Here is a 23,377-nt window from a genome sequence, read left to right as displayed (position 1 = left end):
TCAGTAGGCTCGCAGTGTCTGAAACACAGCGGCAATTTTACGGGCATCTTTGATGCCAGGCGCGCTTTCCACGCCAGAGTTGAAGTCCAGTCCGGCACAGCCGAGCTGTGCGGCTTCAACACAGTTATCCGCGCTCAGGCCACCGGCCAGCAGCACATTGTTGAGCGTCTGCCCCTGCAACAGCGACCAGTCGAAACGCTGTCCGGTCCCGCCGTCGCCATTATCAAACACATAACGGTCAACATGAGGCCAGTCGCGCGCCGGTAAGGTGCCTTCAATGCGCAGCGCCTTCCAGATTTGAATCTCTGCTGGCAGAGCCGCGCGCAGTTCAGCCACAAACGCCGGTGTTTCGTTACCATGCAGCTGCACCGCAGAGAGTGAAAGCGCACCGGCTTGCGTGACAATGTCACTCATAGCGGCATTGCGGAACACGCCGACGTAGCGCAGCGGGGCCGCAGCGATAACGGTCTGTGCCGTAGCGGTGTCAATCTGGCGCGGGGAACCTTCCGCGAAGATCAGCCCACCATAGATTGCCCCGGCTTCATAGGCGGCACGCGCATCTTCGGCACGGGTCAGGCCGCACACTTTATTGCTGCCCAGCGTGACCCGACGCACCGCTGCGGTCAGGTCGGCTTCTTCCATCAGTGCAGAACCAATCAGGAAGCCGTTGGCAAAATGGCTCAGCTCGCGAATATCGGCATAGCTGTTAATGCCTGATTCGCTGATTACCGTGACGCCGTGTGACAGGCGCGGTGCCAGCTGACGGGTGCGGTTAAGATCGATAGAGAGGTCACGCAGATCGCGGTTGTTGATACCCACGACTTTGGCCTGCAGCGCGATAGCCCGCTCCAGTTCCTCTTCATTACTCACTTCAGTCAGAATGCCCATCTTCAGGCTGTGCGCCACAGCGGCCAGCTGACGATACTGCTCATCATCCAGCACTGACAGCATCAGCAGAATCGCATCCGCCTGGTAGTAACGTGCCAGATAGATCTGATAGGGGTCGATGATAAAATCTTTGCACAGCACCGGCTGGGTGATGGCCGCGCTGACAATCGGCAGAAAGGCGAAGTCGCCCTGAAAATATTTCTCATCGGTCAGCACAGATACCGCGGAAGCGTAGTGGCGGTAGACCCCGGCAATGGCGGCTGGATCGAAATCCTCACGAATAATGCCTTTCGAGGGAGAGGCCTTTTTACACTCCAGGATAAACGCGGTTCTTGCACCCTGCAGCGCGTCGTAGAAATGACGGCTGGCAGGTTCAATGCTGTTCTGAAAGGTAGAGAGAGGCTGCTGCTGCTGACGGGCTTCAACCCAAATCGCTTTGTCCTGAACAATTTTTTCTAACACGGTGCCTTTCATGATTATCCTCTTGCTGCCAGTGCGACGACACGCTCATAAGCCTGTCCGCTGCGGATGGCGTTAAGCGCCTGCTGTGCGTTTTCACGCAGATCTTCCTGACCGAATACTTTAAGCAACATCGCCACGTTGACGGCGACGGCCTCCTCATGGGCCTGCTGGCCATTACCCTGGAGTAAAGAGGTCAGAATGTCACGATTTTCTTCCGGCGTGCCGCCCGCCAGCGCCTCTTTGGGATGGAAGCCAAAACCAAAGTCCTCTGGCGAGAGCTGATAGCGCGTAATTTCACCTTCACGCAGTTCGGCCACATGGGTTACATCGTGCAGCGCCACCTCATCCATTCCGCCACCGTGAACCACCGCCGCGCGCTGATAACCCAGCACTTTCAGCGTCTGAGCAATCGGCATCACCAGTTCCGGGCTATAGACGCCAATCACCGCCAGTGGCGGGCGTGCCGGATTGATCAGCGGACCCAGCACGTTAAACAGCGTACGGGTCTTAAGCTGCTGGCGGACCGGCATCGCGTGGCGAAAACCGGTGTGATACTGCGGCGCAAACAGGAAGCAGACATTCAGATCGTCCAGCGCCTGGCGCGCCCGGTCAGCAGGCATATCGAGATTGATGCCAAAGGCGGCCAGCAGATCGGAGGAGCCCGATTTGCTGGAGACGCTGCGGTTGCCGTGCTTCGCCACTTTCAGACCGCAGGTCGCGGCGACAAAGGCGCTGGCAGTCGAAATATTAATGCTGTTACTGCCATCGCCGCCGGTGCCCACAATGTCGGCAAACGCATAATCAGGGCGGGGAAAAGGTTTGGCATCTTCCAGCAGCGCGGTGGCGGCTCCGGCAATCTCTTCCGGCGTTTCACCGCGCACTTTCATGGCGATCAGCGCGGCAGCGAGCTGCGTTGGCTCCAGCTGTCCGGTAATGATGGCGCTGAACAGCTGATGACTCTCAGCCTGATTCAGCGTCTGCGCCTGGTAAAGTTTTTCCAGTGTCTGTTGCATATTTATTCTCCCTGTTACTTCGCCAGCGCCCAGGCCAGCGTCTGCTCAAGCAGGCGCGCGCCCTGAGAAGTCAAAATCGATTCAGGATGGAACTGAAATCCGCATACGCGATCGGTTTCATGGCGAACGGCCATCACCATCCCGTTGTAACTGGCGTTCACCGTCAGCTCATCCGGCGTGTTGCTGCCCACCAGCGAGTGGTAGCGCGCCACCGGCAGCGGATTGCTCAGACCGGCAAACATCGCCTCGCCGTCATGGTCGATTGAAGAGGCTTTGCCATGCAGGATCTCGCCTGCCTGGCCCACATGGCCGCCATAGGCTTCGACAATCGCCTGGTGACCCAGACAGATGCCGATAATTGGCAGACGACCACGCAGCACCCGCAGCAGCTCCGGCATACAGCCAGCATCTTTTGGCGCGCCGGGACCAGGAGAGAGCATCAGCACCGGGTTCTCCATCCGCTGCAGCTGTTCAATTAACAGTTCGGCAGGCAGATTGTTGCGATAGATCACCACGTTGTGACCAAAGGTGCGCAGCTGATCAACCAGGTTATAGGTAAAAGAGTCGATGTTATCGAGCAGCAGAATATCGGCCATCAGAAGATCTCCTTGCAATGATGGGCAGTCGCAATAGCGCGCAGTACGGCGCGCGCTTTGTTGCGGCTTTCATCAGCTTCAGCCTGCGGATTAGAATCCAGCACCACACCTGCGCCCGCCTGAACGGTGGCGACGCCATCTTCTACATAGGCGGAGCGGATAACGATACAGGTATCGAGATCGCCCTGGGCGGTGAAGTAGCCCACCGCGCCGCCGTAGCTGCCGCGACGGGTGCGTTCAGCCCCGGCAATCAACTGCATGGCGCGAACTTTTGGTGCACCGCTCAGCGTGCCCATGTTCATACAGGCACGATACGCGTGCAGCACATCGAGGTCCGCGCGCAGCGTGCCCACCACGCGGGAAACCAGATGCATCACAAATGAGTAGCGGTCAACTTTGGTCAGGTCAGCCACGTAACGGCTGCCGGGCACGCAGATTCGCGCCAGATCGTTACGCGCCAGATCCACCAGCATCAGATGTTCAGCCAGCTCTTTATGGTCGGTACGCATCTCCAGCTCAATGCGGCTGTCGAGATCGCGGTCCAGTGAGCCATCAGCATGGCGGCCACGCGGGCGGGTACCGGCAATCGGGTAGATCTCAATCTGACGGGAGGTGGCGTCATACTTCAGCGAACTCTCCGGCGACGCGCCAAACAATGAGAAATCCTGATCCTGCATGAAAAACATGTAGGGGCTGGGATTGCTGTTTTTCAGTGTCTCATAAGCAGCCAGCGGCGACGGGCACGGCAGCGAGAAGCGACGTGACGGCACGACCTGGAAAATTTCGCCGATGCGAACCGCCTGCTGAAGGGTACGTACTACGTCGCAATACTCTTCATCACTCTGGCTGGTGGTCAGCGTCATCTGTTCAACCGGCTGGACCGGCAGAGCCGGTGCCGGCTGCAGCATCTGGCCGTGCAACTGCTCGATGCGGCGCTGCAGGCGCTGGAACTCGCTGGTGGATGGGCAGAACAGGCTGGCCTGAAGACGCGCACTGCGGGTCTGGTGATCGATTACCAGTAAGGTTTCTGCCAGGTAAAAACAGTAGTCAGGGCAGCGTTGCTGATTATCCAGCTCCGGCAGGGTTTCAAAACCGGCAACCAGATCATAAGCAAACAGGCCACCCAGCAGCACGGCTTCGCGCTCATCGGCAGGGGAGTTGACCAGTTGTGGAATCAGACGCAAAGCATCAAACACCGACAGGGCCTTGAGGCGGGAATCTTCATCCTGCTGATGGTCGGTGCTTTGCGGAAAAGTCAGCTCGCGTCCATCGGGACGAACCTGATTGCTGACCGACGCAGGCAGGGCCTCATCCAGCAGCGGCAGCAGGGCGCGGCCATTTTCTGACAACGCCTGAACGGTGACATTGTTGCCCATTGCGCTGACGCGCAGCGCGCTGTCGACAATCAGCAGGCTTTTTAAGTTGCGCTTGCTGTCGATGTCAGCGGATTCAAGCAGCAGGGTTGCCGGACGTGCGCCGCACAGCTGGTGAAACACTGCGGCCGGATCTTCGCGGTAGGGTGCGGTGCCGGTAATCAACTTCACTGTAGGTTTCGCATTTGGCATGATGATTTCTCTGAATTTCGCTCAAAAAAAAGCCCGCTCGGTGGCGGGCTCAGGTATTAGCACAGCGTTTACGCAAAGTGTGCACGACCCTGTCGCCCGTTTTCGGGAACATCGCGCCAACCGTTTAAATGCGTGATTACAACAGCCATGATTGAATACCCGTTACGTGTGAACTTGTGTACTAGTTAACGGGTTCAGGGCGGAAATGTCAATACACTTTTTCACTGACCGTGAAAATCGTTATCATGCTGGCCGGTTTAGTTTTTGCAGGAGTTCTCTTGAGCGATATCGCCCGTTTCCCGGTTTATGATTTACACAGCCACACGCGTGCCTCCGACGGCTTACTGACCCCAGCCGCCCTGGTGCAGCGAGCGGTTGAGATGCGCGTCGGCGTACTGGCGATCACCGATCACGACAGCGTTGCAGGGGTTGATGAAGCGCAGCAAACGGCAATCGATCACGATTTACCGATAAAAGTGCTGGCAGGCGCAGAAATCTCCACCCTGTGGGAAAACCATGAGATTCACATCGTGGGACTGAACATTGATATCCGCCATCCGGCGATGGTGGCGTTTCTGGCCGGACAACATGCCTGTCGGCAAGCACGTGCAGAAGAGATTGGTGAGCGACTGGCGAAGGCACGTATCCCGGATGCGCTGGCGGGAGCCACGCGACTGGCTGATGGCGGCATCATTACCCGCGGTCACTTTGCCCGCTTCCTGATTGAGCAGGGTAAAGCAGAGAATATGGCGCAGGTGTTCAAAAATTATCTGGCGCGTGGCAAAACCGGTTACGTGCCGCCACAATGGTGTACAATTAAACAAGCTATTGATGCTATTCATCATTCTGGTGGCTGCGCCGTGCTGGCGCATCCTGGCCGTTACGGTTTATCGGCAAAGTGGCTCAAACGGCTGGTCGCCCATTTCCGCGAAGTGGGCGGCGATGCGATGGAAGTCGCGCAGTGCCAGCAGCCACCTAATGAGCGCACGACGCTGGCGCAATACGCCAGAGATAATGAACTGGCCGCATCACAAGGTTCTGATTTTCATCAACCCTGTCCGTGGATTGAACTGGGCCGCAAACTCTGGCTGCCCGCGGCGGTTGAGCCGGTCTGGGAGCGCTTCCCGGATCTGGCTCCCAGCCTGGCAATCACGGAAAGGTGACACGAGGTTTCTATGAGTCAATTGTTTCATATTCATCCGGACAACCCGCAGCCTCGCCTGATTAATCAGGCGGTTGACTACCTGAACAAAGGCAGCGTCATTGTTTATCCAACCGATTCCGGCTATGCGCTGGGCTGTCGGCTGGAGGAGAAGGGCGCGATGGAGCGTATCTGTCGTATCCGTCAGCTCGACGGGCACCACAACTTTACCCTGATGTGCCGGGATCTCTCTGAGCTGTCGGTCTATTCGCAGGTGGGCAACTCAGCGTTTCGCCTGCTGAAAAACAACACGCCAGGCAACTACACCTTTATTCTCAAGGCGACCAAAGAGGTGCCGCGCCGCCTGATGAATGAAAAACGTAAGACCATTGGTCTGCGCGTGCCCTCTAATCCCGTGGCGCTGGCGCTGCTGGAAGCACTGAATCAGCCGATGATGTCGACCTCATTAATTCTGCCGGGCAACGATTTCACCGAGTCCGATCCGGAAGAGATCCAGCACAGCATCGGCAAGCTGGTCGATCTGATTATCGACGGCGGCACGCTGGGCCAGCAGCCGACCACGGTGGTCGATCTGACCACCGATGCGCCGGAAATTGTGCGTGAAGGGGTGGGCGATACCCGCCCGTTCCTGTAAGCCCTCAGGCTCAGGCACCGCGTGTCGGTGTCTGGGCCAGATTCGACTCTAGCCAGCTTTTAAACTGGCCGTAAGGAATATAAAGTGACACATCTTTCAGGATCACTTTGTTATTACGCCCATTTTTAATCGAGTCAGAATAGCCAACAATCACGCCGCCCAGCGTATCATCACGGTTATAAACGCCGCCGCCCGACATCCCCTGAACAACACCTGCATTGGAGGCCATGGCTATACAGGGACTTTTATTCCAGTTATTCCGAATAGCCGTACGGGCTAAATTAACTCCGGTCGATTCAACCGGCATCGCTGAAATAAAACTGTAGCCATACATTTTAACCGGATCGCCGATGTCGCTGCTGCGGAACTTAGTCAGCGTGCTGGCGTCATTCTTGTGATAAATAATCGCAAGGTCGCAATAAGGGTGATAAGACTTGACGCGCTGCACGGCAGTTTTGGCAACGTGCGCAGCTGTCAGGCTATATTCAGGCGTCAGAGGAATGCTGGTGCCCAGTGTGCCGAGACCGAGGATCGTCGGAATGCCAGTCACGCTCATATCTACGTGCTGCATCGCCGTACGACTGTACTCAGTATGGCCCACAGAACACCCGCTCAGCACCAGTGCAGCAAGCACCGGGCACAGCAACAGGTTTTTCATGATGGGTTTCTTTATTCAGGCATGTCGGGAAATCCCTGGTGAAGATTTTTGACATGCAAGCAAGGTTCATCACTGAACCGTATTAACGCAACAACTCCGGATGCGCCGGTTTATTGGATTAATCTAAAAAGACTATTTTTATAAACGAATAACAAAAGCCGGACTTCATTGTTGCAAGACCCATCTGTCGTGAGTCCTGCTTTTTATTGTGCTACAGGAATAAAGTATATCAGCTTAATAGTGTCGTACAATTTATTAAAGCTAATAAGAATCAAATGTCCTTGAAAATAAGGCCTTAAATAAATCTGCGTTAGAAAAAATCTGGGTTTTTTGTATTTACCGAGCGGTTATAATGGATTAAGTCATTAAAACAGTTGTTTGTGCTGACTTTAATGTTTTTTTAAGAAGAATAAAAGCAAGGGAAAACCAGCGAAAGTGTAAGATAGTGTTAAGGTTTTTATCACCAGAACATTACGTTGATGAAACTGAAGTGGTTTGAAAATTTAATTGTCATCAGCTATAAAGTTTTTAATACATGCATTTTATTAATCTTATTCCTGTCAGATGCACGGGGATTATTTAAATCAGCGTCAGATATTATCAGATCTAAAACTATCAGAGGCTGACCCTTCTTAATTCGCTTCAGACCCACTCATAAAGCGCGTTACTTCAGGGGTAAATGCCTGTATAATGGGGCCGAATTAATAGGTTAACCTGTTGATTCAGAAAGAATTATCACCCTACCGTGACGCCTGGGAAGGCGACAAAGAGGAAGCTCAATGAGCGAAAAGTTACAGAAAGTCTTAGCGCGTGCCGGTCATGGCTCGCGTCGTGAAATCGAATCAATGATTGCCGCTGGCCGTGTCAGCGTCGACGGCAAGATCGCCACCCTGGGCGACCGCGTTGAAAGCAGCAAATCTCTGAAAATCCGTATTGATGGCCATCTGGTCTCGATTGCTGAATCAGCAACCGAAGTTTGCCGCGTGCTGGCTTACTACAAACCAGAAGGTGAACTCTGTACCCGCAGCGATCCTGAAGGGCGCCCAACGGTATTTGACCGTCTGCCTCGTCTGCGCGGTTCACGCTGGATTGCCGTTGGCCGTCTGGATGTGAACACCTGTGGTCTGATGCTCTTCACCACTGACGGTGAACTGGCGAACCGCCTGATGCATCCGAGCCGTGAAGTGGAACGTGAATATGCGGTGCGCGTCTTTGGTCAGGTCGACGATGATAAAATTCGTCAGCTGAGCAAGGGCGTTCAGCTGGAAGATGGCCCGGCTGCCTTTAAAACCCTGAAATTTGGCGGTGGAGAAGGGATCAACCAGTGGTACAACGTGACCCTGACCGAAGGACGTAACCGTGAAGTGCGTCGTTTATGGGAAGCGGTCGGCGTGCAGGTCAGTCGTCTGATGCGTGTTCGCTACGGCGATATCACCTTACCAAAAGGCCTGCCACGCGGTGGCTGGACCGAACTGGATCTGCCTGCGGTTAACTACCTGCGTAACCTGGTGGAGATGGATGATGAAACGGTCACCAAACTGGTGGTCGAAAAAGATCGTCGTCGCACCAAAGCGAACCAGATTCGTCGTGCCGTGAAACGTCACAGTAAAGTGAGCAGCACCCCACGTGCACCACGCCGCAATCCGGGCAGCAAACGTAACTCCGGTTAATCACGTTGCCCGATCGCTAAAAACGCAGCCCCAGGGCTGCGTTTTCTTTTTCTGTTACCAGTCAATTCCCTGCTGAGCCTGTATCCCGGCATCAAAAGCGTGCTTAACCGGCCGCATCTCAGTCACCGTATCCGCCATCTCAGTCAGGCTGCGATGACAGCCACGTCCGGTAATGATGACGCTCTGATGCGCCGGGCGCTGTTGCAGGGCCACTATCAGCTCTTCCAGTGGCAGATAATCCATGCTGACCATATAGGTGATTTCGTCGAGCACCACCAGATCCAGCTGCTCATCGGCCAGCATCCGTTTTGCATGCTGCCACACCGCCAGACAGGCAGCGGTATCCGTTTCGCGGTTCTGCGTATCCCAGGTAAAGCCGGTTGCCATCACCTGAAATTCAACACCGTGCTGTTCCAGCAGGTTTCGCTCGCCATTCGGCCAGTCACCTTTAATGAACTGGATAGCCGCCACGCGTTTGCCATGACCGGTGGCGCGGAGTGCGGTGCCAAAGGCCGCAGTCGTTTTGCCTTTGCCATTGCCGGTAAAGACCATCAGGATGCCACGAACCTCCGTGGCTGCAGCAATACGCGCATCTACCTGTTCTTTTAACCGCTGCTGACGCTGTTGATGACGATCGTCAGCCATTATTCAGCGGCTCCCGGTTTTCTGCCTGGCTGGGCATCAAAGCTGATCCCGGTTTTACGACGGCTGTCATCACCCATCAGATAAAGGTAGAGCGGCATCAAATCGGCAGGGGTTTTCAGCTTATTGGCATCTTCCTGCGGGAACGCGCTGGCACGCATTTTGGTTCGCGTCCCGCCCGGATTAATACAGTTCACCCGCAATGCCTGCGTTTTATACTCATCAGCCAGTACCTGCATCATGCCTTCGGTAGCAAATTTAGAGACGGCGTAAGCCCCCCAGCCCGCGCGACCGGTGCGGCCCACGCTGGAGGTGGTAAACACCAGTGAACCGGCATCCGATTTTAACAGCAGCGGCAACAGCGCCTGCGTCAGGAAGAAGGTGGCGTCCAGGTTGATGTTCATCACCTGCTGCCAGACCTGTGGGTCGAGTTCAGCCAGCGGCACAATCTCACCGAGGATACCGGCGTTATGCAGCACGCCGTCAAGACGCGGAAACTGCTGGGCCAGCTGTTCTGCCACCTGCTGGCAACGTTCCGGTGTCGCTTCGGCCAGATCGAACACCACAGTGTGAGCAGGGCAGAGATTGAGTTGATTGATCGCCTGTTCGACCTGCTGAAGCTTATCAGGGTTACGGCCCATCAGGATAACTTCCGCGCCATAGCGGGCATAAGTCAGCGCCGCTTCCCGGCCAATGCCATCTGAAGCGCCAGTGACCAGGATAATGCGATGATTGAGCAGGTCGCTTTTCGGTTGATAATGCACAGCGGGGTCCTCCAGCGAAAACAGCATGATTCCGCTTTATGCCTGAATTTACGAATGGGCGCAATCGCCAACCCACGCATTCTGTGCCAGCTGCTGGCATTTCAGGCGACGAAGCGGGGCAAAACGGCTAAACTGGCGAACTGTTTTTGATTCTCAGTTTACTAAGGCGACCTATGGATTTTATTTCAACGTATGGACTGTTTTTAGCGAAAGTGGTGACACTGGTGGTTGCCGTCGCTGTGATTGTCATGATTGTGATGAATGCCGCATTACGCAAACGGGCACAAAACGGTCAGCTTCGACTGACTCATCTGGATGATGACTATCAACAGATGAAAGAGGATTTGCAGCTGGCAAAAATGAAGCCTCAGGCACAAAAAGTCTGGCTGAAAAATCATAAGAAAAGTGAAAAGCTGAAAGCCAAAGCGGAAAAGCAGGCGGCGAAGCTGGGGCAGACAGACAGTGCGAAGCCCACGCTCTATGTACTCGACTTCAAAGGCAGCATGGACGCCCATGAGGTGACTTCACTGCGCGAAGAGATTTCAGCCGTGCTGGCCGTCAAGCAGCCTGGCGATGAAGTGCTGCTGCGTCTTGAAAGCCCTGGCGGCGTGGTTCATGGCTATGGCCTGGCAGCCTCGCAGCTGCAGCGTCTGCGCGATCAGGGTCTGCGCATCACGGCGGCCGTGGATAAAGTGGCGGCCAGCGGCGGTTACATGATGGCCTGCGTAGCCGATCGTATTGTGGCGGCACCTTTCTCGATTATTGGCTCCATCGGCGTGGTCGCGCAGATCCCCAATTTCAACCGCTTGCTGAAACGGAACGATATTGATATTGAGCTGCATACCGCCGGACAGTACAAGCGCACGCTGACGCTGTTTGGTGAAAACACCGAAGAGGGACGTGAGAAATTCCAGGAAGATCTCGACGAAACGCACCTGCTGTTCAAGCAGTTTGTCCACCAGATGCGCCCGTCACTCGACATCGATCAGGTGGCAACCGGTGAACACTGGTATGGACGCCAGGCGCTGGACCTCGGACTGGTTGACGAAATCGGCACCAGCGATGATCTGATCATCCGTCAGATGGATAAATTCAGCGTGCTCGGCGTGCATTATGCCCGCCGCCGTAAGGTGATGGATCGCTTTACGCAGAGCGCCGGCTCGGTGGCAGAGCGCCTGCTGCTGAAACTCTGGCAGCGCGGCGAAAAGCCCCTGCTCTGATGATGCGAAACCCGGCCTGCGCCGGGTTTTTTTATTCCAGGTGGTAGAGCGGCGACAGCACCACGGCAAGGTGTTTGAACACGTTAAACACCGCTGTGGTTTTAGCCGTCGGCACTCCATCGGCATCGAGAAAAAACGGTCCGCGAAATACCAGCACATCTCCCTGCTGAATCACCTCATCCGCCTGCATTCCCGCTAAATAATCATCATGTTCTTTGATCAGCGCATTGGCCTTTTCCAGCAACGCCTGGCGGGAAAAGGCCTGAGTTGAACTCTGCATTTATTCACTCCTGTTTGACAGTACTCCAATCCTTTCTATATTACTGGCGAGTCACAGGGTGTGACAAATCGGTGTAATCGATGAAAACCTGGCGTAAGTCCGGGCTGAGTGCTAATTAAGTTGCGTAACAGATTTTATCAGGTAGAGTGTGGGCGATTCCGATTTCAGGGATTTTGCACCAGGATGTGCGATGAGTTCAGATAGAAAAAGCACTCTTTATCATGCAGTTGCATAACGCCACATCATCTGATCTGAGATTGACCCCTCCGCCTTGAAATGTTAAACAGGCGCAGCAATATTGAACCCATTGGGTTTTTGGGCATCCAATCCTCTCCCGTTAAGCAGGATGTTTTCATTAGGTAAAGGTAAATATGGGTAAAGCACTCGTTATTGTTGAGTCCCCGGCAAAGGCTAAAACAATCAATAAATACCTGGGTAGTGATTACGTGGTTAAATCCAGCGTGGGTCATATCCGGGATCTGCCGACCAGTGGTTCAACCGCGAAGAAAAGTGCTGACGCCTCGACAGATAAGAAAGTCAAAGACGCTTCGACTGACAAGAAAGTCAAAAAAGTTAAAAAAGATGAGAAGGCCGCACTCGTCAGCCGCATGGGTGTTGACCCCTATCACGGCTGGGAAGCGGACTATCAGATTCTGCCCGGCAAAGAGAAAGTGGTCGCCGAACTGAAGGCGTTAGCCGCCAATGCTGACCACATCTATCTCGCAACCGACCTTGACCGCGAAGGGGAAGCCATTGCCTGGCACCTGCGGGAAGTGATTGGTGGTGATGACTCGCGCTTCAGCCGCGTCGTGTTTAACGAAATAACCAAGAATGCGATTCGTCAGGCGTTTGAAAAGCCGGGCGAACTGAATATTGATCGGGTTAATGCTCAGCAGGCGCGTCGCTTTATGGACCGCGTGGTGGGCTACATGGTCTCGCCACTGCTGTGGAAAAAGATCGCTCGTGGTCTCTCTGCCGGACGTGTGCAATCCGTTGCCGTTCGCCTCGTGGTGGAACGTGAACGTGAGATTAAAGCTTTTGTTCCCGAAGAGTACTGGGAAGTTAATGCCGCGCTGACCACGCCGAAAGGCGATGAGCTGTCGATGGACGTGACGCACAAAGGCGATAAAGCCTTCCGTCCGGTCAACCGCGACGAGACGTATGCCGCCGTCGCGCTGCTGGAAAAAGCGCGCTATGAGATCGTGGATCGTGAAGATAAGCCGACCAGCAGCAAGCCGGGCGCGCCTTATATCACCTCGACACTGCAGCAGGCTGCCAGCACCCGTCTCGGCTTTGGCGTTAAGAAGACCATGATGATGGCCCAGCGGCTGTATGAAGCGGGCCACATTACTTATATGCGTACCGATTCGACCAACCTGAGTCAGGATGCGGTCGCCATGGCGCGTGGCTATATCGAAAGCAATTTCGGTAAAAAGTATCTGCCTGAAAACGCCATAACTTACGCCAGCAAAGAGAACTCCCAGGAAGCGCACGAAGCGATTCGTCCTTCTGATGTGGAAGTGGTGGCGGAAAAGCTGAAAGATATGGAAGCGGATGCGCAGAAACTCTATCAGCTGATCTGGCGTCAGTTTGTTGCCTGTCAGATGACACCAGCAAAATATGACTCCAGCACCATTACTGCCGCCGCCGGTGATTTCCGGCTCAAAGCGAAAGGCCGTATTCTGCGTTTCGACGGCTGGACCAAAGTGATGCCTGCGCTGCGTAAGAATGATGAAGATCGTACGCTGCCTGCGGTAAGCGTGGGTGATGTTCTGGACCTGCAACAACTGCTACCCGGTCAGCACTTCACCAAGCCACCGGCGCGCTTCAGCGAAGCGTCACTGGTGCGCGAGCTGGAGAAGCGCGGAATTGGTCGTCCATCCACCTACGCCGCCATTACCTCGACGATTCAGGATCGTGGCTACGTACGGGTTGAAAACCGCCGTTTTTATGCGGAAAAAATGGGTGAAATCGTCACCGATCGTCTGGAAGAGAACTTCCGCGAACTGATGAATTATGATTTCACCGCCCGCATGGAGAGCAACCTTGACCAGGTTGCCAATAACCAGGCGCAATGGAAAACGGTACTCGACCACTTCTTCACCGATTTTACCCAGCAGCTTGAACTGGCTGAGAAAGATCCTGAAGAGGGCGGGATGCAGCCGAACCAGATGGTGCTGACCTCGATTGACTGCCCGACCTGTAGCCGTCCGATGGGGATTCGAACTGCCAGTACCGGCGTCTTCCTGGGCTGTTCCGGCTATGCGCTGCCACCTAAAGAGCGCTGCAAACAGACCATCAACCTGATCCCGGAAAATGAAGTTCTCAATATTCTGGAAGGGGATGATGCTGAAACCAACGCCCTGCGTGCCCGTCGTCGCTGCCAGAAGTGTGGTACGGCCATGGACAGCTACCTGATCGATAACGAACGTAAACTGCATGTCTGCGGTAATAACCCGGAATGTGATGGTTACGAGATTGAGAAGGGCGAATTCCGCATCAAAGGCTATGACGGCCCGGTAGTGGAGTGCGAGAAGTGTGGTTCGGAGATGCACCTGAAGATGGGACGCTTTGGTAAGTACATGGCGTGTACCAATGAAGAGTGCAAAAACACCCGCAAGATCCTGCGTAGTGGTGAAGTTGCTCCGCCGAAAGAGGATCCGGTTCCGCTGCCAGAGCTGGCGTGTGAGAAGTCAGATGCTTACTTCGTGTTGCGTGACGGTGCGGCGGGCGTTTTCCTCGCGGCCAACACCTTCCCGAAATCACGCGAGACGCGTGCGCCGCTGGTGGAAGAGCTTCAGCGCTTCAAAGATCGTCTGCCTGAGAAGCTGAAATATCTGGCCGATGCGCCAGCAGCCGATCCGGAAGGCAACAAAACGCTGGTGCGGTTCAGCCGCAAGACCAAACAGCAGTATGTCTCCTCAGAAAAAGAGGGCAAGGCAACCGGATGGTCGGCCTTCTATATAGATGGCAAATGGCAGGAAGCGAAAAAGTAATCCCTGAAGGCCAGCGCTCGCTGGCCTTTTTCTGAGCCTTATATCAATCCGTTCTACTCTCTCACTTAAACTGATATAGTTGTTATAGCATTTCCGACCTTTCCTGATGCATAGCATCTCTTTACCCTCGCGACTATACGTCAACCGGGGATGCGACTCTGTAACTTACCGGGATGGAATAGATATGAAATTACAGCAGTTGCGCTATATCGTTGAAGTGGTCAATCACAATCTCAACGTCTCTTCGACGGCGGAAGGTCTCTACACCTCTCAACCCGGCATCAGTAAACAGGTGCGTATGCTGGAAGATGAACTGGGCGTGCAAATCTTTGCCCGCAGCGGTAAACATCTCACCCAGGTCACGCCTGCAGGGGAAGAGATCATCCGTATAGCGCGTGAAGTTCTCTCCAAAGTGGATGCGATTAAATCGGTAGCCGGTGAACACACCTGGCCTGATAAAGGCTCGCTCTATGTCGCAACCACGCACACCCAGGCTCGCTACGCGCTGCCTGGTGTGATCAAAGGATTTATTGAGCGCTATCCTCGCGTCTCTTTGCACATGCATCAGGGTTCTCCAACTCAGATCGCCGAAGCCGTCTCCAAAGGTAATGCGGATTTTGCCATCGCCACCGAAGCCCTGCATCTCTATGACGATTTAATCATGCTGCCGTGCTACCACTGGAATCGGGCGATTGTGGTGACTGCCGATCATCCGCTGGCCGGAAAAGGGCAGGTCACCATTGAGGAGCTGGCCGAATATCCGCTGGTGACCTACACCTTTGGCTTTACCGGGCGTTCAGAACTGGATACGGCTTTCAATCGTGCAGGTTTAACGCCACGCATCGTCTTTACCGCGACCGACGCCGACGTAATCAAAACTTATGTCCGCTTAGGTCTGGGGGTTGGCGTTATCGCCAGCATGGCAGTAGATCCGGTGGCCGATCCTGACCTGATTCGCATTGAAGCCGCCGATATCTTTACCAACAGCACCACTAAGATTGGATTCCGCCGCAGCACCTTCCTGCGCAGCTATATGTATGATTTTATCCAACGTTTTGCGCCGCACCTGACGCGCGATGTGGTAGATACTGCGGTTGCGTTGCGCTCCAATGAAGACATTGAAGCGATGTTTAAAGATATCAAACTGCCGTTTAAATAGAATTTAACCTCCCCACGTAAACATAAGGCTGCCTGGTGCAGCCTTTTTTGTCTCCTGGCTTTAGCGCCAAATGAGACTCAAAAGTTTTTATGATTTTTTTGTAAATGAAACATTGATCACATGTTTCCTCATCGGGCTTTCTTAAATGCGAATTACAACACATTTTTAACTATGTCACTTTGCGGCTTGCCAGGAATATTCCCATACTCCAGTTAAGAGCTAACGTGGGAAGCCAGTAAACATAAGGTTCTTAAGTGTTATCTATAGTTTTGAGTGGATCTGTTTTTAAATTAACTCAAATTTTTTAGCGGGTTTTTTAATTAAATATTAGTTCCGGTATTAATGATTTCTTACGTTACCTGAGCTCATTGATTAATACCGTTAATCGTTGTACTCAATAAAAATAACTGGATTTTTGGCCTTAACGCGTTTAGGATTCCTCCTAAATCTTAATCGATGTTATCAATCATTTTGTTGAGAGTGATTATCAAAAACTATGAATACACGACTGACTGTACAACCGGGTTTCCCGGCAAAAAGCACCAAGGTTGAGCGTACCGGCAACACTCGTCGCAAAGCCTGGTTAACCGTATTCGCTGCCTCTGCGCTGTTTTGGGTAGTTGTCGCGTTAATGATTTGGCGTATCTGGGGCTAAAGCCATGTGGGCAAATACACTCAGCCATAAACGTTCCCTGACCTCGGGTCAGCACAAGACGGTCTCCTGTAAAGGAAAAGAACCCCTTGCAAAGGACGAAAAAGTGTCTATCCCCGATTCATGGGATTTGAGTGATAACCAGAGACTTTTTATTGAGTCGTTTCTGGACCCTAAAAACAAATAACGTTGTCAGACCATTTCTTCGTCACTGTTCTTTTAAAACCGGAATTTCCGGTGGGCCTATAAATGCCCTTACCACATCCTGTACGACCAAAGGGTGTCGCCTCTTTCTATAAGGTGACCGCAAAAACTTTTACGCCCGATTCCGGCGAAGGAGTGAACCAAATGAATATTATTAAAATGTCCTGGCTCAGCGCGTATGCATTCTCCTTTGCGTTCTGGTCTGCGGCGGTGTGGATAACCCTGTAATTTGAATTAAAATCACCTTTTCATGATGCCTCGTGACTTCACGGGGCATTTTCGTTTGCGATCGATTGTAGCAATTTGTGTTGTAATCAAAACGTTAACGAAATTGTGGTCTATCTTTAACATAAACCTTTGTCTCTCTGAGGTTTAAAGACCATGAATGAAAGGAGGAGCTATGTCGTCTACCCTACGCGAGCAGAGTCAGGAAGTACTGCAGGTCGACACCAAAAAATATCACATCTTCAGTCTTCCCCATGCTGCTCAACACCTTGGCAATATCGATCGCCTGCCAAAATCCCTTAAAGTCCTGCTGGAAAATTTACTGCGCTATCAGGATGGTGACTCTGTTACGACGGAGGACATCCAGGCGCTGGTTGACTGGCAAAAAGATGCCCACGCCGATCGTGAAATTGCCTACCGGCCAGCCCGTGTATTAATGCAGGACTTTACTGGCGTGCCTGCGGTAGTCGACCTTGCTGCGATGCGAGAAGCAGTGAATCGGCTAGGCGGCGATGTGGCGAAAGTCAATCCGCTGTCACCGGTTGATCTGGTTATCGACCACTCGGTCACTGTCGACCATTTTGGCAATGATGACGCCTTTGAAGAGAACGTCCGGCTGGAGATGGAGCGAAACCATGAGCGCTACGTCTTTCTCCGCTGGGGCCAGAAGGCGTTTGATAAATTCCGCGTGGTGCCGCCGGGCACCGGTATTTGCCATCAGGTGAACCTGGAATATCTCGGCAAGGCGATCTGGCATGAAACCGTGAATGGTGAAGAGTACGCCTGGCCCGATACCCTGGTCGGTACGGACTCTCACACCACCATGATCAACGCGCTTGGCGTGCTGGGATGGGGAGTAGGGGGAATCGAAGCCGAAGCCGCCATGCTCGGTCAGCCTGTCTCAATGCTTATCCCGGATGTGGTGGGTTTCAAACTTACCGGCAAACTGCGGGCGGGCATTACGGCAACCGACCTCGTGTTGACCGTTACCCAGATGCTGCGTAAGCACGGCGTTGTCGGTAAATTCGTTGAATTTTACGGTGATGGCCTGGCCGATCTGCCGCTGGCAGACCGCGCGACCATCGCCAACATGGCACCGGAATATGGCGCAACCTGCGGATTCTTCCCGGTTGATGACGTCACGCTGAGCTACATGACCCTGACCGGACGCGATGCCGAACAGGTAGCGTTAGTGGAAGCCTATGCCAAAGCGCAGGGTCTGTGGCGCAACCCTGGCGATGAGCCGCGTTTTACCAGCACTCTGGCGCTGGATATGAATGAGGTGGAATCGAGCCTCGCAGGACCAAAACGTCCGCAGGATCGGGTGTCGCTGGGCGATGTGCCCGCCGCGTTTGATGCCAGCAATGAGCTGGAAGTGAATCAGGCGCAGAAACCCCATAAAATCGTTGAGTATACCGACAGTGATACCGGGCTGACGCATAAGCTGACCGATGGAGCGGTGGTAATCAGTGCGATTACCTCCTGTACTAACACCTCCAACCCCAGCGTCTTAATGGCGGCCGGTTTACTGGCGAAGAAAGCGGTCGAGCGGGGGCTGAAACGTCAGCCGTGGGTCAAAGCCTCGCTGGCACCCGGTTCTAAAGTGGTTTCAGACTACCTGGCCGTCGCGCAACTGACCTCTTATCTCGACGAGCTGGGCTTTAATCTGGTTGGTTATGGCTGCACCACCTGTATCGGTAACTCCGGCCCGCTGAAAGATGAGATCGAGTCTGCGATCAAAGCAGGCGACCTTACGGTGGGTGCTGTGCTGTCCGGCAACCGCAACTTTGAAGGCCGTATTCATCCGCTGATTAAAACCAACTGGCTGGCGTCGCCGCCGCTGGTGGTGGCCTATGCGCTGGCGGGTAACATGAAGATCAACCTGCAGACCGAGCCGCTGGGCCACGATCGTCAGGGCCAGCCGGTCTACCTGAAAGATATCTGGCCTTCACCGGAAGAGATCGCTACGGCCGTGCAGCAGGTCACCAGCGACATGTTCCACAAAGAGTACGCTGAAGTCTTCGACGGTACGCCAGAGTGGCAGGAGATTAAGGTGAGTGAAGCCGCGACTTACGACTGGGATGAGGGATCGACTTATATTCGTCTGTCGCCTTTCTTTGACGATATGGAGAAAGAGCCTAAGCCGGTGCAGGATATTCGCGGTGCGCGAGTGCTCGCCATGCTGGGCGACTCGGTCACCACTGACCATATTTCACCGGCGGGCAGCATCAAAGCGGAAAGTCCGGCCGGACGGTATCTGCTGTCACACGGCGTGGAGCGTACAGACTTTAACTCCTATGGTTCGCGTCGCGGTAACCATGAAGTGATGATGCGCGGCACGTTCGCCAACATCCGTATCCGTAATGAAATGGTGCCCGGCGTGGAGGGCGGTTATACCCGACACTACCCAAGTGGCGAACAGCTGGCCATCTATGATGCGGCAATGAAATATCAGGCGGAAGGCGTGCCGCTGGCGGTCATCGCGGGTCTTGAGTATGGCTCTGGTTCAAGTCGCGACTGGGCGGCGAAAGGACCACGTCTGCAGGGGGTCAGGGTAGTAATTGCGGAATCTTTTGAGCGTATTCACCGCTCAAACCTGATTGGGATGGGCATCCTGCCACTGGAGTTTCCGCAGGGCGTGACCCGCAAAAGCCTGGGGCTGACCGGTGAGGAGCGCATTGACGTGGAAAATCTTCAGGCACTGACGCCTGGCTGCAGCGTTAAAGTGACGCTGACCCGTGCTGACGGCAGTAAGGAAGAGCTGGACACCCGCTGTCGCATCGATACCGGTAATGAGCTGACCTATTACCGCAATGACGGCATCCTGCACTACGTTATCCGCAATATGCTGGACTGAAAAAAAAGCCGGGGAAACCCGGCTTTTTTTATGTAGCTTACAACGTCTGTAATAAGAAGCTGTGAGACCGTGGCTGCACAGGGAGCACGGTCAGATCGGAAAGACGCTAATGCCAGTCCATGACATGCCCGGCCCGCGCAATTACGCACCTCATCCCTGAGGTGCGCCCGTACCGGGCCAACGCTTTGCGTTGTTCAAAAACGCTCCCGGCGTTTTTATCCGGGCGGCGGGACGCTTTCCTCTTCTGACCGTGCCCCCTGCGCGTTGAGCTGATCCGTTGCTTGAGGATTCTCTCAGATTTGGCTTCTTCAAGGGTCAGATGCCAGTGAGTCCCAGCTTAGTTATGACTTCGGCAGCAGATGCCCCATCTTTTCCGCTTTCGTATCCAGATAGTGCGCATTCTTCGGATTACGTCCCACGACCAGCGGCACGCGTTCAACAATGTTGATCCCGGCTTCGCTGAGGATCTCCACTTTACGCGGGTTATTGGTCAGCAGACGCACTTCATTGACGCCCAGCAGTTTGAACATATCGGCGCACAGCGTGAAGTCGCGCTCATCGGCGGCAAAGCCCAGCTGATGGTTCGCTTCTACCGTGTCATACCCTTTGTCCTGCAACGCATAGGCACGGATTTTGTTCAGCAGACCGATGTTACGGCCTTCCTGACGGTGATAGAGCAGTGCGCCGCGACCCTCTTCTGCGATGGCATTGAGGGCGGCTTCCAGCTGAAAACCACAGTCGCAACGCAGGCTGAAGAGTGCATCGCCGGTCAGGCATTCAGAGTGAACGCGCGCCAGTACCGGCTCGTTATCATTAATATCGCCAAAAACCAGTGCAACGTGGTCATGTCCGGTTGCCAGTTCTTCAAAACCAACCATCAGGAAATCTCCCCATGGCGTGGGCAGTTTGGCTTCTGCCACCCGTTTAAGCTGCATGTGACTCTCCAGAACCTTCAGAGGATGCACTATCATCATGATAGTGCACAGGCCAGTGTGGCCCGACAAACGTGCAATATTGTGCCACAACCCGCAAGCGGGCTGGTAATCTCTGATACCAATTGCAGTGATAAAGCACAATTATCCAATCGGCAACGGTTATGTTATTCTTTTTTAAGCTAAAGTTATGCAATTGCTGTCTTTTGACGCCGGGATAAGGGAAGAGGATGTTTAAGATTTCACGTCGTACCACCTTTGGAATGCTGCTGCTGCTGATCATGCCGGTTGCGGTCTGGCTGAGCGGCTGGCGCTGGCAACCAGGCGAAAGCAATGCGCTGCTGAAAGGTCTCTTCTGGATGACCGAGACCGTCACCAACCCCTGGGGCATTGTTACCAGCGTCGTGCTTAGTGCCTGGATGCTCTGGTGCCTGCGCTTTCGGCTGAAGCCAGCCATCCTGCTGTTGCTGATCATGAACGCCACCATTCTGGCCGGGCAATACACCAAATCCTATATCAAAGAGCAGATTCAGGAGCCGCGTCCCTATGTGATCTGGCTGGAACAGCATCACGGGCTGGATGAAAAGACCTTCTACGAGATGAAGCGCAAACAGCGTGGCGAGATGGTAACCTCACTGATTGCCGATGAGACGCAGATCCCAGGCTGGCTGAAACGGCACTGGGCGTTTGAAACCGGTTTCGCTTTCCCGTCGGGACATACTATGTTTGCCGCCAGCTGGGCGCTGCTGGCATTGGGTCTGCTCTGGCCGCGTCGGCACTATAAAACCGTGGTGGTGATCTTTCTGTGGGCCACCGGCGTAATGGCGAGTCGTCTGCTGCTGGGCATGCACTGGCCACGGGATCTGGCGATGGCAACCATACTCTCCTGGCTACTGGTCACCATTGCCACCTGGCTGGCGCAGCGATTCTGTGGCCCGCTGACGCTGCCGCCGGAAGAGCAAAAAGAGGTGGCGCAGCGGGAGCCCTGATTGTAATTCACCCGTAAGACCCCATATTATTAGACGGGCCTGCGTAAAAGCGACCCGCCCGATGCTGCTGGGAGCAGCATTTTTGCTGGAGTTTTGGCATAATTCTACCCGACAACCTCACAACAGGATGCACTGTGAAATATTTGCTGATTTTTTTAGTGGTACTGGTCATTTTCATTATTTCCGTCACCCTGGGTGCGCATAACGATCAGGTCATTACTTTTAACTATCTGCTGGCGCAGGGTGAGTTCAGCATCTCGACCTTACTGGCATCCCTGTTTGGCGCAGGTTTCGTGCTTGGCTGGATCATCTGCGGTCTGTTCTGGTTACGGACCCGCGTCTCCCTGGCGAATGCCAACCGGAAAATTAAGCGTATGCAGACCCAAATCGAGCAGAGTACTGCCCTGGCGACCACGCCATCTTCTCCGGCTGGCCGGGAATAATCCCTGATGCATGAATTGCTGTTTCTGTTACTGCCGGTGGCGGCAGCGTATGGCTGGTATATGGGCCGTCGCAGCGCGCATCAGGATAAGCAACAGGAAGCCAACCGACTGTCACGTGAATATGTCGCTGGCGTAAACTTCCTGCTCTCCAATCAGCAGGACAAAGCGGTCGACCTCTTCCTTGAGATGCTGAAAGAGGACAGCGGCACGGTTGAAGCACACCTGACGCTGGGCAATCTGTTCCGTTCGCGCGGGGAAGTCGACCGCGCCATCCGCATCCATCAGGCTTTAATGGAAAGCGCCTCCCTGAGCTATGAGCAGCGACTGCTCGCCGTACAGCAACTGGGCCGCGACTATATGGCGGCGGGCTTATATGACCGCGCGGAAGACATGTTTAAGCAGCTCACCGATGAAACTGACTTTCGGGTGGGTGCGCTGCAGCAACTGCTGCTGATTCACCAGGCAACCAGCGACTGGCAGCAGGCGATTGAGGTTGCGGAACGGCTGGTTAAGCTTGGCAAAGAGAAGCAGAAAGGCGAAATAGCCCATTTCTACTGCGAGCTGGCTCTGCAGGCGATGAGCAGCGACGATCTCGATCGTGCCATGAGCCTGCTGAAGAAAGGGGAGTCGGCCGATCGTAACAGCGCACGTATCTCGATCATGATGGGCCGTATCCTGATGGAAAAAGGCGATTACGCTAAAGCGGTGGGCCATCTGCAGCGGGTGCTGGATCAGGATAAAGAGCTGGTGAGTGAAACGCTGGGGATGCTGGAGACCTGTTTCCAGCAGCTCAATCAGCCCGACGCCTGGTCAGAGTTTCTTCATCGCTGTGTTGAAGAGAACACCGGCGCGGCTGCGGAGCTCTATCTGTCTGACATCCTTGAGCAGCAGCAGGGGCCCGAAGCGGCCCAGAATTACATCAGCCGTCAGCTGCAGCGTCATCCTACCATGCGGGTGTTCCACCGCCTGATGGATTTGAATCTGCATGAAGCGGAAGATGGCCGGGCGAAAGAGAGCCTGATGGTGTTGCGCGACATGGTTGGCGAACAGATCCGCACCAAGCCGCGCTATCGCTGCCAGAAGTGCGGCTTTACCGCCCACGCACTCTACTGGCACTGCCCATCCTGCCGCACCTGGTCTTCGGTTAAGCCTATCCGCGGCCTCGACGGCCAGTAAACCGGCCGCTGCAGCCGCACCATTAATAGCTCATTGTAGTTACAACATACTATAGGTTGAGTTAGCTTACAGACCTCAGCGACAGTGCAGAATTTGCCAGGCAGGAGGGCAATGGCGATTGTGATGGTCAGACACCGCAGGTAGAATGCTTGCCGTTTGTCTATTGCGCCTGCGGGCGCCTGTTGCAGAG

Annotated in this window: 21 protein-coding genes and 1 other annotated feature; of the genes, 12 read left to right on the top strand and 9 right to left on the bottom strand. The window is 54.2% G+C overall.

All coding sequences use genetic code 11. The annotated features are described in order from the left end of the window. Genes trpCF through ACMGGP_RS09170 form a run of 4 tightly spaced genes read right to left on the bottom strand, consistent with a single transcriptional unit; the run spans window position 1 to window position 4,524 of the window. On the bottom strand, window positions 1-1,362 hold the full coding sequence (gene trpCF, locus ACMGGP_RS09185; RefSeq protein ID WP_010244438.1) for a bifunctional indole-3-glycerol-phosphate synthase TrpC/phosphoribosylanthranilate isomerase TrpF: 1,362 nt from the start codon (window positions 1,360-1,362) through the stop codon (window positions 1-3). A gap of 2 nt (window positions 1,363-1,364) precedes the next feature. After that, on the bottom strand, window positions 1,365-2,363 hold the full coding sequence (trpD, locus tag ACMGGP_RS09180) for an anthranilate phosphoribosyltransferase (RefSeq protein ID WP_010244441.1): 999 nt from the start codon (window positions 2,361-2,363) through the stop codon (window positions 1,365-1,367). A gap of 14 nt (window positions 2,364-2,377) precedes the next feature. Next, window positions 2,378-2,959 (bottom strand): glutamine amidotransferase-related protein, encoded by a 582-nt coding sequence (locus ACMGGP_RS09175; RefSeq protein WP_115765292.1) that lies wholly within the window; start codon window positions 2,957-2,959, stop codon window positions 2,378-2,380. Continuing rightward, window positions 2,959-4,524, bottom strand: a complete 1,566-nt coding sequence (locus ACMGGP_RS09170) for an anthranilate synthase component 1 (protein WP_010670253.1) — start codon at window positions 4,522-4,524, stop codon at window positions 2,959-2,961. Before ACMGGP_RS09170 ends, ACMGGP_RS09175 begins: the two co-directional genes overlap by 1 nt. 23 nt (window positions 4,525-4,547) lie before the next feature. Beyond that, window positions 4,548-4,649: a sequence feature (Trp leader region), on the bottom strand. Window positions 4,650-4,802: 153 nt separating this feature from the next. On the opposite strand from ACMGGP_RS09170, the gene rnm reads away from it, so the two are divergent. Both rnm and ACMGGP_RS09160 read left to right on the top strand, forming a co-directional pair. After that, the gene (gene rnm, locus ACMGGP_RS09165) at window positions 4,803-5,687 is read left to right on the top strand and encodes an RNase RNM (protein ID WP_010244449.1); all 885 of its coding nucleotides are present in this window, start codon (window positions 4,803-4,805) and stop codon (window positions 5,685-5,687) included. Window positions 5,688-5,699: 12 nt separating this feature from the next. Continuing rightward, a complete protein-coding gene (locus ACMGGP_RS09160) occupies window positions 5,700-6,320 on the top strand; it encodes an L-threonylcarbamoyladenylate synthase (RefSeq protein WP_003853883.1) in 621 nt (206 codons plus the stop codon). Between the two features lie 10 nt (window positions 6,321-6,330). Here ACMGGP_RS09160 and ACMGGP_RS09155 read toward each other — a convergent pair whose 3' ends face one another. Then, window positions 6,331-6,978, bottom strand: a complete 648-nt coding sequence (locus ACMGGP_RS09155) for a hypothetical protein (RefSeq protein ID WP_010244455.1) — start codon at window positions 6,976-6,978, stop codon at window positions 6,331-6,333. 779 nt (window positions 6,979-7,757) lie between these two features. On the opposite strand from ACMGGP_RS09155, the gene rluB reads away from it, so the two are divergent. Next, window positions 7,758-8,648 carry a 23S rRNA pseudouridine(2605) synthase RluB gene (gene rluB, locus ACMGGP_RS09150; protein ID WP_010670251.1) on the top strand — a complete coding sequence of 297 codons (891 nt, stop codon included), beginning with the start codon at window positions 7,758-7,760 and terminating at the stop codon, window positions 8,646-8,648. A 54-nt stretch (window positions 8,649-8,702) separates the two neighbouring features. Here the strand turns inward: rluB and cobO are convergent, their stop codons facing one another. Together cobO and ACMGGP_RS09140 are read right to left on the bottom strand one after the other, a co-directional pair. Then, window positions 8,703-9,293, bottom strand: coding sequence for a cob(I)yrinic acid a,c-diamide adenosyltransferase (gene cobO, locus ACMGGP_RS09145; RefSeq protein ID WP_010244463.1), 591 nt, complete (start codon window positions 9,291-9,293; stop codon window positions 8,703-8,705). Next, entirely contained in the window at window positions 9,293-10,054 is a 762-nt protein-coding gene (locus tag ACMGGP_RS09140) for a YciK family oxidoreductase (RefSeq protein WP_498798378.1), read from the bottom strand. The genes cobO and ACMGGP_RS09140 overlap by 1 nt, the downstream gene beginning before the upstream one ends. Window positions 10,055-10,227: 173 nt before the next feature. On the opposite strand from ACMGGP_RS09140, the gene sohB reads away from it, so the two are divergent. Then, on the top strand, window positions 10,228-11,274 hold the full coding sequence (gene sohB / locus ACMGGP_RS09135) for a protease SohB (protein ID WP_187514947.1): 1,047 nt from the start codon (window positions 10,228-10,230) through the stop codon (window positions 11,272-11,274). Between the two features lie 31 nt (window positions 11,275-11,305). Here sohB and ACMGGP_RS09130 read toward each other — a convergent pair whose 3' ends face one another. After that, the gene (locus ACMGGP_RS09130) at window positions 11,306-11,554 is read right to left on the bottom strand and encodes a YciN family protein (RefSeq protein ID WP_498798377.1); all 249 of its coding nucleotides are present in this window, start codon (window positions 11,552-11,554) and stop codon (window positions 11,306-11,308) included. Window positions 11,555-11,925: 371 nt separating this feature from the next. On the opposite strand from ACMGGP_RS09130, the gene topA reads away from it, so the two are divergent. The 5 genes from topA (at window position 11,926) to acnA (ending at window position 19,647) form a co-directional block, all read left to right on the top strand. Then, on the top strand, window positions 11,926-14,550 hold the full coding sequence (gene topA, locus ACMGGP_RS09125; protein ID WP_313925924.1) for a type I DNA topoisomerase: 2,625 nt from the start codon (window positions 11,926-11,928) through the stop codon (window positions 14,548-14,550). Window positions 14,551-14,734: 184 nt separating this feature from the next. Continuing rightward, complete coding sequence (gene cysB / locus ACMGGP_RS09120) at window positions 14,735-15,709, top strand: HTH-type transcriptional regulator CysB (RefSeq protein WP_003853865.1); 975 nt, start codon at window positions 14,735-14,737, stop codon at window positions 15,707-15,709. A 496-nt stretch (window positions 15,710-16,205) separates the two neighbouring features. After that, the gene (locus ACMGGP_RS09115; RefSeq protein ID WP_071778593.1) at window positions 16,206-16,364 is read left to right on the top strand and encodes a YmiA family putative membrane protein; all 159 of its coding nucleotides are present in this window, start codon (window positions 16,206-16,208) and stop codon (window positions 16,362-16,364) included. 4 nt (window positions 16,365-16,368) lie between these two features. Then, the gene (locus ACMGGP_RS09110) at window positions 16,369-16,548 is read left to right on the top strand and encodes a YciX family protein (protein ID WP_071778594.1); all 180 of its coding nucleotides are present in this window, start codon (window positions 16,369-16,371) and stop codon (window positions 16,546-16,548) included. A 417-nt stretch (window positions 16,549-16,965) separates the two neighbouring features. Next, entirely contained in the window at window positions 16,966-19,647 is a 2,682-nt protein-coding gene (gene acnA, locus ACMGGP_RS09105; RefSeq protein ID WP_010670248.1) for an aconitate hydratase AcnA, read from the top strand. 341 nt (window positions 19,648-19,988) lie between these two features. Here acnA and ribA read toward each other — a convergent pair whose 3' ends face one another. Continuing rightward, window positions 19,989-20,582: a GTP cyclohydrolase II gene (gene ribA / locus ACMGGP_RS09100; RefSeq protein ID WP_010244482.1), complete on the bottom strand. Its 594-nt coding sequence runs from the start codon at window positions 20,580-20,582 to the stop codon at window positions 19,989-19,991. Window positions 20,583-20,809: 227 nt separating this feature from the next. Here ribA and pgpB point away from each other — a divergent pair, with 227 nt between their 5' ends. The 3 genes from pgpB (at window position 20,810) to lapB (ending at window position 23,187) form a co-directional block, all read left to right on the top strand. Next, on the top strand, window positions 20,810-21,568 hold the full coding sequence (gene pgpB / locus ACMGGP_RS09095; protein WP_010244484.1) for a phosphatidylglycerophosphatase B: 759 nt from the start codon (window positions 20,810-20,812) through the stop codon (window positions 21,566-21,568). 134 nt (window positions 21,569-21,702) lie between these two features. Next, window positions 21,703-22,011 carry a LapA family protein gene (locus ACMGGP_RS09090; RefSeq protein ID WP_010244487.1) on the top strand — a complete coding sequence of 103 codons (309 nt, stop codon included), beginning with the start codon at window positions 21,703-21,705 and terminating at the stop codon, window positions 22,009-22,011. 6 nt (window positions 22,012-22,017) lie between these two features. Further along, on the top strand, window positions 22,018-23,187 hold the full coding sequence (gene lapB, locus ACMGGP_RS09085) for a lipopolysaccharide assembly protein LapB (protein ID WP_010244490.1): 1,170 nt from the start codon (window positions 22,018-22,020) through the stop codon (window positions 23,185-23,187). The last annotated feature ends 190 nt before the right edge of the window (window positions 23,188-23,377 follow it).

Source organism: Curtobacterium sp. BNK-1 (assembly GCF_048685235.1).
Taxonomy (GTDB): Bacteria; Pseudomonadota; Gammaproteobacteria; order Enterobacterales; family Enterobacteriaceae; genus Pantoea; species Pantoea agglomerans.
This window is presented reverse-complemented; position numbering and strand designations above follow the sequence as displayed.